The 13,063-nt window shown below is 70.5% G+C and carries 10 protein-coding genes; 6 read left to right on the plus strand and 4 right to left on the minus strand.

Features of this window, described 5'->3' with window-relative positions; all coding sequences use genetic code 11:
• A partial coding sequence (locus AB0J90_RS35405; RefSeq protein ID WP_363603462.1) for a condensation domain-containing protein occupies positions 1-1,916 on the minus strand: 1,916 nt, incomplete at its 3' end.
• Between the two features lie 604 nt (positions 1,917-2,520).
• On the opposite strand from AB0J90_RS35405, the gene AB0J90_RS35410 reads away from it, so the two are divergent.
• Positions 2,521-3,780, plus strand: coding sequence for a glutamate-cysteine ligase family protein (locus tag AB0J90_RS35410; protein ID WP_363603463.1), 1,260 nt, complete (start codon positions 2,521-2,523; stop codon positions 3,778-3,780).
• Between the two features lie 84 nt (positions 3,781-3,864).
• Positions 3,865-4,293 carry a YchJ family metal-binding protein gene (locus tag AB0J90_RS35415; protein ID WP_363603464.1) on the plus strand — a complete coding sequence of 143 codons (429 nt, stop codon included), beginning with the start codon at positions 3,865-3,867 and terminating at the stop codon, positions 4,291-4,293.
• Here AB0J90_RS35415 and AB0J90_RS35420 read toward each other — a convergent pair.
• Positions 4,290-4,916: a TetR/AcrR family transcriptional regulator gene (locus tag AB0J90_RS35420; protein ID WP_363603465.1), complete on the minus strand. Its 627-nt coding sequence runs from the start codon at positions 4,914-4,916 to the stop codon at positions 4,290-4,292. The genes AB0J90_RS35415 and AB0J90_RS35420 overlap by 4 nt on opposite strands.
• A 235-nt stretch (positions 4,917-5,151) precedes the next feature.
• Between AB0J90_RS35420 and AB0J90_RS35425 the strand changes: the two genes are divergently transcribed.
• Positions 5,152-5,766, plus strand: coding sequence for a DinB family protein (locus AB0J90_RS35425; RefSeq protein WP_363603466.1), 615 nt, complete (start codon positions 5,152-5,154; stop codon positions 5,764-5,766).
• 48 nt (positions 5,767-5,814) lie between these two features.
• Here the strand turns inward: AB0J90_RS35425 and AB0J90_RS35430 are convergent, their stop codons facing one another.
• Positions 5,815-8,610: an AAA family ATPase gene (locus AB0J90_RS35430; RefSeq protein WP_363603467.1), complete on the minus strand. Its 2,796-nt coding sequence runs from the start codon at positions 8,608-8,610 to the stop codon at positions 5,815-5,817.
• 182 nt (positions 8,611-8,792) lie between these two features.
• Between AB0J90_RS35430 and AB0J90_RS35435 the strand changes: the two genes are divergently transcribed.
• The 3 genes from AB0J90_RS35435 to AB0J90_RS35445 all read left to right on the plus strand — a co-directional run bounded on the left by AB0J90_RS35435 (position 8,793) and on the right by AB0J90_RS35445 (position 11,773).
• Positions 8,793-9,605: an alpha/beta hydrolase gene (locus AB0J90_RS35435; RefSeq protein ID WP_363603468.1), complete on the plus strand. Its 813-nt coding sequence runs from the start codon at positions 8,793-8,795 to the stop codon at positions 9,603-9,605.
• Positions 9,605-10,396 carry an MBL fold metallo-hydrolase gene (locus tag AB0J90_RS35440; RefSeq protein ID WP_363603469.1) on the plus strand — a complete coding sequence of 264 codons (792 nt, stop codon included), beginning with the start codon at positions 9,605-9,607 and terminating at the stop codon, positions 10,394-10,396. The genes AB0J90_RS35435 and AB0J90_RS35440 overlap by 1 nt, the downstream gene beginning before the upstream one ends.
• A 261-nt stretch (positions 10,397-10,657) precedes the next feature.
• Complete coding sequence (locus tag AB0J90_RS35445) at positions 10,658-11,773, plus strand: hypothetical protein (RefSeq protein ID WP_363603470.1); 1,116 nt, start codon at positions 10,658-10,660, stop codon at positions 11,771-11,773.
• Between the two features lie 10 nt (positions 11,774-11,783).
• Here the strand turns inward: AB0J90_RS35445 and AB0J90_RS35450 are convergent, their stop codons facing one another.
• Positions 11,784-12,986, minus strand: a complete 1,203-nt coding sequence (locus AB0J90_RS35450) for a hypothetical protein (RefSeq protein ID WP_363603471.1) — start codon at positions 12,984-12,986, stop codon at positions 11,784-11,786.
• Positions 12,987-13,063 lie beyond the last annotated feature (77 nt).

A 13,063-nucleotide genomic window follows, 5' to 3' on the forward strand; every position in this document is an offset into this window, starting at 1 on the left:
GAGGACCCACTCCCAAGCGCGTCCCGCATCGACAACAACAGGTTCGTCAACGCCGAATGCGGCACCCCCACACCCTTCGGCCACCCCGTCGACCCGGAGGTGTAGAGCAGGTAGGCAAGGGCGCCGGGATCGGGCGACTCCGCGAAGGGCTCGGCCGACTCCCCCTCGATCTCCGCCGCATCCCGGTCCAACCAGAGGACCCGCTGCGACCCACCATCACCGGTCGTCGCCGCCAGGCTCTCCTGCGTGACCAGATGCCCCGCACCGGAGTCCGAACGCAGCCACGACATCCTGGCCGGCGGCAGCCCAGGATCCAACGGCAGGTACGCCGCACCACACCGCCACACCGCCAACAGCGTCGCCACCAGGTCCGGGGTCCGGGCCAGACACACCCCCACCACCGAACCCGGCCCGACCCCCGACCGCCGCAGATACCGGGCGATCCGATTCGCCCGCTCGTCCAACGCCCGGTACGTCTGGGAACCCACCGCCAACGCGCCCGGAGCCGCAGCCACCCGGGTCTCGAACAACGACAGAACCGTCCCCGAGTACGGACGACGCGGCCCCTGACCCCGCGCCAGCACCGACCGCAACCCCACCGCATCATCCATCGGCAGCTCCGACACCCGCCGATCCACATCCTCGGTACACGCCCGCAACAACACCTCGAACCGACGCAACATCGCGCTGACCGTGTCCGGCGTGAACAGCGCGGTGTCGTACCTGGCCGTCATCGCCAGACCGTTCGGCGTCATCCACGCGTCCACCACCAGGTCGAACAGGGTCTGCACCACACCGACGGTGAACGGCGCGCCCTGTACGCCGGGAAGGACGTCCAGTCCCGGCTGGCCCTGGGTGTGCAGCACAAACATCGTCTCGAACAACGGCGTACGGCTGACGTCCCGGGTCACGTCCAGCTCGCTGACCAACCGCTCGAACAACACCTCCTGGTGGCCGTACGCGTCCAGGGCGGTGTCGCGGGTGCGTCGCAGCAGTTCGCGTACGGTCGGGTCACCGGAGAGGTCGCCCCGCAACACGAGGGTCTGGATCAGGCATCCGACGAGGGATTCCAGTTCGGCGCGCGAACGACCGGCGCTGGCCGTACCGACGCTCACGTCGTCCTGACCGGCGTGCCGTCCCAACAGCACCTGGTAACCGGCGAGCATCACCATGAACAGCGTGCACCGCTGGCTCTGCGCCAACCGTTGCAGACGGGCGGTGAGGTCGGCGTCGAACTGGTGCCGTACCTGCGCCGTACGCGAGGTCTTGAACAGCGGGCGGGGAAGGTCGGTCGGCAGTGCCAGGGTGGGTGCGCCGGCGAGCCGTTCCCGCCAGTACGCGAGATCCTGCTCCACCTTCCCGGCCGGCTGGTCCGCCTGCTCACGAACGTAGTCCGCCCAACCGACGGCCAACGCCGGCAGTTCCGGTACGCCACCGTCGACCAGTACGCCGTAGGCCGTACGCAGGTCGGCCATGAGGATCGTCACCGAGCTGCCGTCGAAGATCACGTGGTGGACGACAACCAGCAGCACGTGGTCGTCCTGGCCCAGGGTCAGCAGTACCGCCCGGATCAGCGGTCCACGGGCCAGGTCGAAGCTGGTGTCGAAGACCTGCCGCCCGATCTCGCGGGCCCGGTTCTCCCGCAGCGACTCCGGTTCCCCGGTCAGGTCGACGCGTTCGAGGTCGAACGGACCCGGATCGGCGATCACCTGCACCGGCACACCCGCGCGGTCGAGGATGGTGGCGCGCAGCGCCTCGTGCCGTACGGTCACCGCGGCGAAGGCCCGAGCCAGCAGGTCGGCGTCGACCTTGCCGCGCAGCCGGCTGGCGTAGGTGACGTTGTTCGGCTGGCCCGGATCGAACCGGTCGAGGAACCACAGCCGTTCCTGCGCAGGCGACAGCGGTAGCTCAATCATGGTTCGCCACACTCCCCATTCGATCCATCAGACACACGCTCGGCACGTCCTGGCCGGCGCGGCTCCCACGAGCCACCCCGACCGGCGGTGTTCCACGAGCGTGATGAGCGCAGTCGACGGAGTGGGCGCCGGTGCCATACGGGCGCATACCGGCACAGGCCTCTCCATTCCATTGTCGACGGTGGCCGTTTCGGCTACTGCCAAAGAACCCGGCGCACTTCGACAAGTATCTGTTTGCCGGTACCGGCTCGGACCATCCTTCGAGAAAGCGCATTCCGATGACCATTTGGCCGATCCCGAGCGCCGGTCGATGGACCAGGATGAGTCTCGTCGCCGACCGCGCGACCACCGAAGTGGGTGCTTCGCGCCCGAACGGGCCAACCGGCGTGCCGCGTCCCGCCGTTCACCCGCGCGAACCGACTGTTCACCGGCCGTTGGTCCGCGCCGACCTGGACACCTGCCCGGCGCAGCCCGCTAATGGAGATCGCCTCCAGCCACCGGGTGTCCGGCCCGGCGAGAGGCAACCTTCCTCTCCACCCGTACCTTCGTGTCCTGCGGCTGCGCGCGGTCGGACACCGGGACCCTGCACCCATCGGAGTCCACCGTGGACGCTGCTGTCCTCACCGAGGCGACAGCCACCGCCTACGTCGCCGCCGCCGGCTACCGGGTCGGCCCCGTCGGGCGCGTCGGCGTCGAACTGGAGTACGTCGTACGGGACCCGGCGTACCCACTCGACCGGCCGGCAGCAGCCCGCCTCCACGCCGCACTCGCCCACCTCGGTGACCCGCTGCCCGGCGGCGGCCGGATCAGTGTCGAACCGGGCGGACAGGTCGAGCTGTCGTCGGCCGTCGGTACGGGGCTACCGGACTGCGTCGACGCGGTCACCGGCGATCTCGCCTTGGTCCGGGCCGCTCTCGCCGCGGACGGGCTCCGGCTCGAAACGACCGGCCTGGACACCGAACGGCAGCCCCAGCTCGTCACCGACCAGCCCCGCTACCTCGCCCTGGCGACGTACCACGACCGCACGGGCACCGCCGGTCGCACCGTGATGTGCAACACCGCGTCGGTGCAGGTGTGCGTCGACGCGGGAGACGACTCCGAAGGCTGGCTCGGTTACCGCCGCCGCTGGCGGCTCGCCAACGCGATCGGCCCGGTGCTGCTCGCCGCGTTCGCCAACTCGCCGTACGTCGACGGGTCGGGTAGGCGCTGGGTGTCGTACCGGCAGGCGCTGCGGTTCGGCACCGACGCCAGCCGTACGCGGGCGCCCCGCGCCGCCGCCGATCCCCGTACCGCCTGGGCTCGTTACGCCCTGGACGCTCGGGTGGCGGTGATCGCCCGACCCGATCCGCTGCCGTGGCTCGTACCGGTGGGTGGCCTGACCATGCGGGACTGGCTCGCCGGTCACGGCCCCCGACCGGTCACCCTCGACGACCTGGAGCGACACCTCGCCACCCTGGTGCCGCCGGTCCGCCCTCGGGGCTACCTCGAATTCCGCATGATCGACCAGCAGCCGGGCGACGGCTGGCTGGTGCCGGCGGCCGTGACCACCGCACTGATGGACGACCGGGCCGCCGCGCACGCCGCCGCGGAAGCGACCGCGCAACTCGGCTACCTGCGCCCGCAGCGGGCCTGGCTGACGTCGGCACGCGAGGGCCTGGGCAATCCGGCCCTGCGCGCCGCCGCGCTCATCTGCTTCACCGCCGCGGCCGGCGCCCTGCCTCGGCTCGGCGCCCCGGCTCGTATCCGCGCGGCCGTGGACGATTTCCTGGACCGGTACGTCACGCAGGGCCGCTGTCCCGCCGACGAGGTCGCGGCGGACGGCGCACAGGTCCACCTCCCCCGATCCGTGAGCACCCGAGGCTGAGCCCGCGTCAGCCCGGAACCCGCCCGTATCCCCGCGCCTCCGGGTCCCGCCACGGCCCGCCGGCACGTCGGTCACAATGATCCGGTGGCGAAACGCGGTCCGGCCCGAAAGGCGGTCGACATCTCGGTCCGGTCCTGCCCCTGCGGCACGACCCGGACGTACGGTGAATGCTGCCGTCCGCTGCACCGGCGGGAGACGACGGCCGCGACCGCCGAGCAGCTGATGCGGTCCCGGTTCAGCGCCTTCTCCGTCGGTGACACCGCCTATCTGCTGCGGACCTGGCATCCCACCACCCGACCCGCGCGGCTGACCCTCGATCCCCGGCAGCGGTGGACCCGCCTCGATGTCGTCGGGACGGACCGGGGCGGCCTGTTCGACACGACGGGGACCGTCGAGTTCCGGGCCCACTACCAGGAGTCGGGGCAGCCCGACACCCTGCACGAGCAGAGCCGCTTCGTCCGCGACGACGGGGAGTGGGTCTACCTCGACGGCCACAGCCCGTACCCGGGCTAGGTCCGCAGACCGGCCAGGGTGGTGTCCACGACCCGCGCCGCGAGCATGTCGATGACGCTGCGGTCGAGTCCCTGCAGGGGCCCACGGGTGGCCAGGTCCGCGATGCCGTGCACGCCCGACCAGCAGACCCATTCGGCGTCGGCCCGCCGCTCGGGCGTCAGGACCCCGGCGTGCACCATTCCGTCGAGCGCGTCGAGCAGGAACTGGTACGGCGGAACGTAGTCGTCGATCGTGACGCACTCGTCCCCGCGGGACTCGTCCTGCATGAGGAATGCGAGTTCGAACCAGCCGGGTTCGGACACGGCGAAATGGATGTAGCCGAGGCTGACCTCCCGCAGCTGGTGCACCGCCCGTTCCGCGGGATCCGCATCGCCCGGAATGGCACCCAGCCGCTCCCGGATGGCCCGCGCAAGACGATTCTGTGCCTCGGCGGCGACGGCCAGGACGAGCGCCTGCCGATCGGCGAAGTGCCGGTACGCCGCGTTCGGCGTGACGCCGACCGAGCGGGTGAGCTCTCGGAGCCCCAACGCGTTGACGCCGCCGTCCCGGGCGAGCCGCAAGCCCGCCTCGACCAGTGCCGACCGCAGATCGCCATGGTGGTACGAGTGCGCGTCGCTGATCACGGCAGCGCCACCTCCCTGTTCCGGTCGGCGTGTCGTCGGGCCCGGCAGCCGTGCCTTGTATACGGTGTGAACATGGTGTTGTAGGCAGTGTAGACGCTGCGTCGAACGGACATCACCATGCGTCCGCGTGGTTCGACATCCCCTCTCCCGTCGCCCCGCGGTCGCGGCACTTCGAACACGACCTGATCCCGCCCCGGCGGCGGAGGTCGGGACCGACGACGGGAGACGGTTGAGCATGTCCGGAACAGGACCTAAAGCAGATCTGCACCACTACCTCCAGGACACCCGGGAAACCCTGCTGTGGAAGCTCGACGGGCTCTCGGAGTACGACATCCGCCGCCCGATGACACCGACCGGCACCAACCTCCTGGGGTTGGTCAAGCACGTCGCCGGTGTCGAGCTGGGATATCTCGGTTACGTCTTCGGCCGGCCGTTCGACGAGCCGGTGCCGTGGATCGGCCCCGACGTGGCTCCGAACTCGGACATGTGGGCCAGCGCGGACCAGTCACGCGAGTACATCGTCGAGATGTACCGGCGGGCCTGGGCGCACTCCGACGCGACGATCGAGGCGCTGGACCTGGACGCGGTCGGCCGGGTCGTCTGGTGGCCCGAGCAGGACAACCCGGTGACACTGCACCGGGTCCTGGTGCACGTGATCGCCGAGACCGACCGGCACGCCGGGCACGCCGACGTGGTCCGTGAGTTGATCGACGGTGCCGTCGGAAGGCGGAAGGACAGCGACGAGATGGCTCCCGGCGACGGCGCCTGGTGGCAGGACTACCACAACCAACTGGAGTACGTGGCCCAGCAGGTCGACCGCGAGCATGCCCGTCCCGTCGCCGTCGAGTGAAACGCCCTCCCGTTCCGAAACCTGGTGGTGACGGGGCGGTGTCCGCGCTCAGTCGGGCAGTGACTGGCCCAGGTGGCGGCGCGAGGTGATGCCGAGCTTGCGGAAGACCTTTCGCAGGTGGTAGTCGACCGTATTGGCGCTCAGGAAGAGATGGGTGGCGATCTCCGGGTTGGTGGCTCCGGCCTTGGCCAGCCTCGCGATGGTCAGCTCCTGCGGAGTGAGTTCGTTCGCGAGTTCCACCGACCGTTGCCGGGCACGTTCGCCAGTGGCGACCAGCTCTTGACGCGCCCGGTCGGCGAACGCGTTGGCACCCATCTCCTCGAACAGACCGAGCGCCGTACGGAGTTCGTGGCGGGCGTCGCGGCGACGTTTCTGCCGGCGGAGCCACTCGCCGTACAGTAGGTGGGCCCGAGCCAGGTCGGACCGCAACTGGGTCGACTCGAGCCAGGTGATGGCCTCCCGGTAGAGACCGTCCGCCTCGGCGGGCGGCGCGAGCAACGCCCGCGACCGGGCCAGGACGCCGCTCGCCGAAGGGGTGCCACTGAACGCGGCCCGCATCTGCAGCTCGGCCAGCGCCCGCTCGGCCAGCGCCCGATCGTCGGCGCGGACGGCCGCCTCGACCAGGTCGGGCAGCACCCGGCCGTGTAGATGCGTCGGATCGTCGTCGACGAGTTCCCGGGCGATCGAAGCCGCCTCGGCATAGCTGCCCCGGGCGACCGCGTAGATCATGAGCGCGATCCGCGCGGTGTCGGCGCTGGCACCCATACCGATCTGCAGCGACACGTCGAGGGTGCGCTGGATCCGGTCCCGGACCTGCGCGTCGTCGCCGTCGGCGCGCCACCCGACGATCTCGGGCATCCGGTAGACCTGCCACTGCTCCGGCGTCACGCCGATCGCCGATCGCAACTGGTGCACCTCGACCAGCAGCGCGTCCGCTCCGGCAAGGTTGCCGACCACGACCTCGTGCAGTGCCCAGGCGAACAGTACGATGTCGAGTTCGTGCAGCGCCCCGGCGCGCCGGGCGACGTCGGCCGCCCGCCGGAGAATGCGGACCCGCGTCTCGTCGTCCCAGATCATGGTGCAGAAGCAAACACCGGCGAGATAGCGGGACAGGACTTCCGTGTCGGGCGTCTCGGGCGCGAGCAGCAGGGCGTTCGCCCGGCGCAGCAGCGGCACGGCGGCCGCGTAGTCACCGGCGACCAAGGTGGCGAACGCGAGGAGCTGGTAGTCGCCGAGCGTGACGGCCTTCGAGTCGTCGATCTGGTCGTACGCGAAGGCGGCGATCTCGGCGATGGTGGTGTCGACGATGCAGCCCGCCGCCGCCATGGCGTGGTCGAACGCGCGCAGCAGCGCATGGCGGGAGAGTTCCGGCGCATCCTGACGGAACTCGGCGGCGGCGGTGAGGAAAATGGCAGCCACCCGGGCCTGGGCGCCCGCGTGTGCGACCGCTTCGCTGCGCACCATCAGCATGCGGCCCCGGGCCAGATGGCCGATCAGAGCCACGTCTATTCCGTCGAGCAGGGACTGGGCGCGTACCGCCGCTCCGGCGTTCAGCGCGGCCTCGGCCGCGGCGAGGAGCCGGCCGGCCCGGATCGCCTCGTCGGGGGTCAGCTCCGCCGCCCGGGCGAGGAACGTGGCGCGGGCCGCATAACCGCCGCGCGCGCCGGCCCGTTCGGCGGCCCGTTCCAGTTCCGTGGCTACGGTCTCGTCCGGGCCGGTCGAGGCGGCGGCAAGGTGCCAGGCCCGCCGGTCGGCGTCACCGGACCGGGTCGTCGCGGCGGCAAGCGCGCCGTGGGCGGCCCGCCGTTGTACGCCGAGCGCGCCACCGTAGATCGCGGATCGGATCAGCGGGTGCCGGAACCGGATGTCGGGCCGCAGCTCGATCAGGCGCGCGGACTCGGCCGGATCGGCGGCTTCGGGCGTGATCCCCAGCATCGCGGCGGCGTTCGTGACGTAGTGCAGATCCCCGGCCTGCTCCACCGCGGCGAGCAGCATCCACCGTTGGGTCGCGTCCGGCAGCGACCGCACCCGTTGCAGGTAGTGGGCCTCGAGCCGAGCGCCGAGCGGCAACGGCTCGAGCAGCAGCGTGCCGCCGATCAGCGGGTCGCTCGCCAGTTCGGTGGCAAGGTCGGTCAGCGCGAGCGGGTTCCCACCGGTCTGCGCCACGATGTGTTCGGCGACCTGTGCGTCGAGTGGTGCGCCGATCACCGTGTGCAGGAGTTCGATCGCGTCGTCCCCGGTCAGGCCGGCCAGGTCGATGGTGGGCAACCCGTCCAGCGCGGCCATCTCGGTGCCGGTACGGACGGTGAAGACCAGACCGATGCCGTCGGCGTGGATCCGGCGGGCCACGAAGGCGAGCGCGTGCAACGACTCCTGGTCCAGCCACTGGGTGTCGTCGACGCAGCACAGCAGCGGACCCTGCGCGGCGACCTCGGAGAGCAGCGACAGCGCCGCCAGGCTCACCAGGAACCGATCGGCGGGTGGCCCGTCGGCCAGACCGCAGGCGACGTGCAACGCCTTTCGCTGCGACGCTGGCAGTGGATGGTCCGTACGCAGGAACGGCACCAGCAACCGGTGCAGGCCGGCGAACGGGAACTCCGACTCGGACTCCACCCCGACGACCCGTACGACCGCGATCCCCTCCGTCGCGGCGACCTGGTCGAGCAATGTCGTCTTGCCCACACCGGCCTCGCCGCGCAGCACCAGTACCCCGCTCAGGCCGGCCTTGGCGGCCTGGACGAGCTCGTCCAGGCGGGCCCGCTCGACATCGCGTCCCACCAATACAGCGGGGTCACGGCGCCGGGCGCCGGGCACCGGTCCGCCGTCGTACGTGGTGCTCGACATCGCACAGAGAGTACGCGAAACGCGGGTTTACACCGAACCCCGGTGGACACGACTACGTGGTTCACGTCATGCGGAGCCCATGACTACGTAGTCCCGTGATTCGAGCGCGATGTCGGTCACCGGAAGGTCACAGGAACAGCCGGGTTCCGGCTTTCCGCGCTCTCGACCGATAGGGACCTGACATGAGCACTCCGGACACGATCGTGCTGGTGCACGGCTTCTGGGTGACCCCCAGAAGCTGGGAGAACTGGATCGCGCACTACGAGCAGAAGGGCTACCGGGTGATCGCGCCCGGATACCCGGGCTTCGAGGTGGAGGTCGAGGCGCTGAACGCCGACCCCGCGCCGATCCTGGCGGTGACGGTTCCGCAGATCATCGAGCACGTCGAGTCGATCCTCCGGGAGCTGCCGACCCCGCCGATCATCATGGGCCACTCGGCCGGTGGGGCGTTCACGCAGATCCTGCTCGACCACGGGTACGGTGCCGCCGGTGTAGCGCTGAACTCGGCACCGACCGAGGGGGTCCGGGTCGTACCGCTGTCGCAGGTCAAGTCGACTTTCCCGGTGCTCAAGAGCCCGGCCAACCGGCACAAGACGGTCGGCCTCAGCTTCGACGAGTGGAAGTACGCGTTCACCAACACCTTCAGCGAGGAAGACTCCCGAGCGCTGTACGAGCGCTACCACATCCCGGCGAACGGCGGGATCCTGTGGGGCAGCGTCCTGGCCAACTTCCAGCCGGGCCACCAGGACACCTGGGTCGACTACAGCAACGACAACCGGGCGCCGCTGCTGTTCGTCTCCGGTTCCGAGGACCACATCATGCCGCCGGCGATCCAGCAGTCGAACGCCAAGCACTACAAGTCGAACACGATCACCGAGGTCAAGGAGTACGAGGGCTACGCGCACCTGCTGCCCGCCCAGGAGGGCTGGGAGGAGATCGCCGACTACGTACTGGACTGGGCGCTCCGTCACGCCAAGGCCGCACCGAGCGCCTGATGACCGACGTACGAATCACCCACGTCGGCGGGCCGACCACGCTCGTCGAAATCGGCGGTTGGCGGCTGCTGACCGACCCGACGTTCGACGCGCCCGGCCGCCGGTACGCCTTCGGCTGGGGTACGTCCTCGCGCAAGACGGTCGGACCGGCGATCGCCGTGGCGGACCTCGGTCCGGTCGACGCGGTGCTGCTGACGCACGACCACCACGGGGACAATCTCGACGACGCCGGCCGCGCCCTGCTGCCCTCGGTCGGCACCGTGATCACGACGGAGTCCGGCGCGGGGCGGCTGGGTGGCAACGCCCAGGGGCTACGGCCCTGGGCCAGCACCGTGCTCAGCGCCCCCGGCAAGCCGACGATCGAGGTCACCGCGACGCCGTGCCGGCACGGGCCGCCACTGAGCGGACCAATCGTCGGCGACGTCATCGGCTTCGCCCTGGCGTGGGAGGGTCAGCAGCACGGTGTGTTCTGGGTTTCCGGCGACACCGTCCTGTACGGCGGGGTGCGTCAGGTCGCCGAGCGGCTCACGGTCGGCACGGCACTGCTGCACCTCGGCGGCGTCAAGTTTCCGGTGACCGGGCCCGTGCGGTACTCGATGACCGCGCGCAAGGCCGTCGACCTGTGCCGGGAGGTCCGTCCGCGCACGGCGATCCCGGTGCACTACGAGGGGTGGAAACACTTCCAGCAGGGTCGCGACGCGATGGAGGCCGAGTTCGCGGCGGCACCCGACGAGGTCCGGCGCAGCGTCCGGTGGCTGCCGATCGGCGTACCCACCGACGTCGACGCCTGACCGACGCGCATCTCCCGTTTCACCGCTGGTGAGGCGGGCAGGTTGGCGCGTCGGCAGGCGACCCACCGGCGGCGTCGGCCCGAGAGCGGGGCTGACGCCGCCGGTGGCTGTCACCACGGCGAACCCGGTGGCCCGGGTGGGGCCGCGGCATCCGGGCGGACAGCGGGTCGGGTGGCAACGTGGAACCGCATGACAAAAACGGCGTACCACGCCGATGGTGATCGAAAGATATCCTGCTCCCTTCCGGTGGAGGGAGACGGCGTGGACCGGGCGCGGGTGTGGTGGCGGGTCGGCGATCGGGTACGACGGCAGCGGCGGGCCTACACCCGCGGCGGCCTGCTCCTGCTCGTCTCGGCAGCGATGCTCTTCTGGGCCTGGCGCACGCAGGGGTTCGCCAGCGACCTGCTGCTCAACATCGGCGCCAGTGTCGTGCTGGCCGCGATCTCGTACGTCATCTTCGATCCGCTGTTCGAGGAGGCGCGCAAGGCACGGGTGCAGGAGCATGTCAGCTTCGACCAGAAGGCCTTCATCGACGTGCTGGCGCGCACCGGCCGGCGGGTACGCATCCTCGACACCTGGACGATCCTGCTCGAACTCGGCCACCGCGAGCAGACGTTGCGTGCCGTACGCGCGGCGCTGGAGCAGGGCGCCCTGGTGCAGGTGCTGCTGCTCGACCCCGACTGCTCGGCGGCCCAGCAGCGTACCGAGGAGTTGGAGAAGCAGCACGTCGACGTCCCTCGACGGATCAAGGAGAACCTGCGCCACCTGTACGCCTTCTGGGCCACGCTCGAAGGCCACCTCCGTTCCCGACTACAGATCCACATCTACGACGCGTCGCCGTCGATCCAGCTCTACCAGTGGGACGGGCAGGCCCTCATCTCGTTCTTCCCGATCGGCAAGCTGTCGTTCAACGTGCCGCAGTTGGAAGTCGACATGGCCAGCCCGTGGGGCGAGTTCGTGCACGCCCGGTTCGAGGAGTTGTGGGGGCATCACCAGGCCACCCTGAACCTGGAGAGGTATTGGGCGGCGCCGATGACGCTGCGGCATGCCGACTCGGACATGGCCAAGAACCGGGTGCCGTACGTGCTGGTGGACGGGCAGGTCTACGTCGATTGCCGTACGTTCCACCTGACCCGGGGTTCGATCGGCGCCCTCACGGTCAGGACGCCCCTGCCGCCACGGGCCAACGGGTCGGGACCGGGCGAGTTCACGCTGGTCGAGGTCCGGGAGGAGGATCCGACGCCGCTGAGCCTGGTGCGCCGACGGTTCCAGGACAAGTACGGCACGTCCCCGGACCACACCGACGAGCGGGTGCTCGTGCGCCTGGTCTCCTCGGGAACCGAACCGACCGAACCGCTGTCCGCGGCCGTGGGCTGAACACGCGCGATCACCTGATCCTGATGTCGATCTGGTTGTCCCAGTCGCTGAAGTCCGGCGCGATCTTGCCGTCCTTGTCGAGGGTGCGCAGGGCGAGCGTCCCGCTGGTCGGCGTCTGACCCATCGTGACGATGTGGAAGGTGAGCTTGCGTTCCTGGCCCGGCTCGAGTGGCGGCAGCCCGCAGTAGAGGTGCTCACCCTGCATGCTGTGCTCCTGGCAGGCGTACCAACCGGGGCTGGCGCTGGACCCGCCGCCACCGGGGGTCAACTTGAAGTCGAGCCGGGGGCGCGGCGCCGCGGTCGGACCGACGTTCGTCATGGTGACGGTGATCTCGCCGGTACGGGTTCCGCCGTCGTCCGGCGCGCCGTAGACCAGGTCCGTCGCGGTGACGGTCAGGTTCATGTTGTACGGGTTGTCGGGAAAGCTCCGCTCGCCCTCGGACTGGGTGAACCGCTGCCCGTTCCAGGTGTAGCCGCGCCACTGGCGCTGTGACCAGTCGAGGTCCCAGCCGCCGCCGGGGGCGAGGTCGGCGACCTGGACCCGTACCACGCCGTTGGCGCGTACCTGGAGGTCGAGCAGCCACTGCGGGGTGTTCAGGTCGCTGCGGACGACCTGACCGAGGGTGACGATCTTTCCGGCGGGGTCGCGGTCGAAGGCGACCACCTGCGACGGGCCGGCCTGGCCGACCATGCAACGGACCAGCGCGACGGTCTCGGTCGCCCCGTCGCCGTCGATGTCACCGTAGGCGGTCTTCACCAGGACGTTGTCACCGTCGTCGACACCCTCGGCAGTCAGTCTCGCACCGCTGTCGGGGCAGCCCGGACCGGGCCGCCACGCGGGTAGGTCGACCGTGGCGCCGCGCAGCTCGGTCGGGGAGATCCGGCCGTCCGGTGCGGCCGGCGTGGTCGGTGCCGTGGACGGAGTCGGCGTGGGCGCCACCGTGGGTGACGGGGTCGGATCCGCCGTCGTACCCGTCGACGGCGACGGGTTCGGCGTGTGGTTGAGCGAGGCGACGGCGGCGACCGGGCCGATGACGAGGACCAGGGCCAGGGCCAGGCCGGTGGTGGTCGCGACCCGTCGGCGGTGCCGGACGGTACTGCGCACCGCGTCCGGGCCGGGTGGGGTGATCTGGTCGAGCAGTCCGGTACGGAAGGCGGCGAACTCGGCGTCCAGCGCGAAGTCGTCGTACGCGAGGTCGTCGGTCTCAGCCATTGTTCTGCTCCTTGCGGTCGGTCAGCTCGGCGGCGAGCGCGGCGCGGGCACGGTGCAGCCAGGACTTCACGGTGCCT

This window comes from Micromonospora sp. NPDC049523 (assembly GCF_040676775.1).
Classification (GTDB): domain Bacteria; phylum Actinomycetota; class Actinomycetes; order Mycobacteriales; family Micromonosporaceae; genus Micromonospora_G.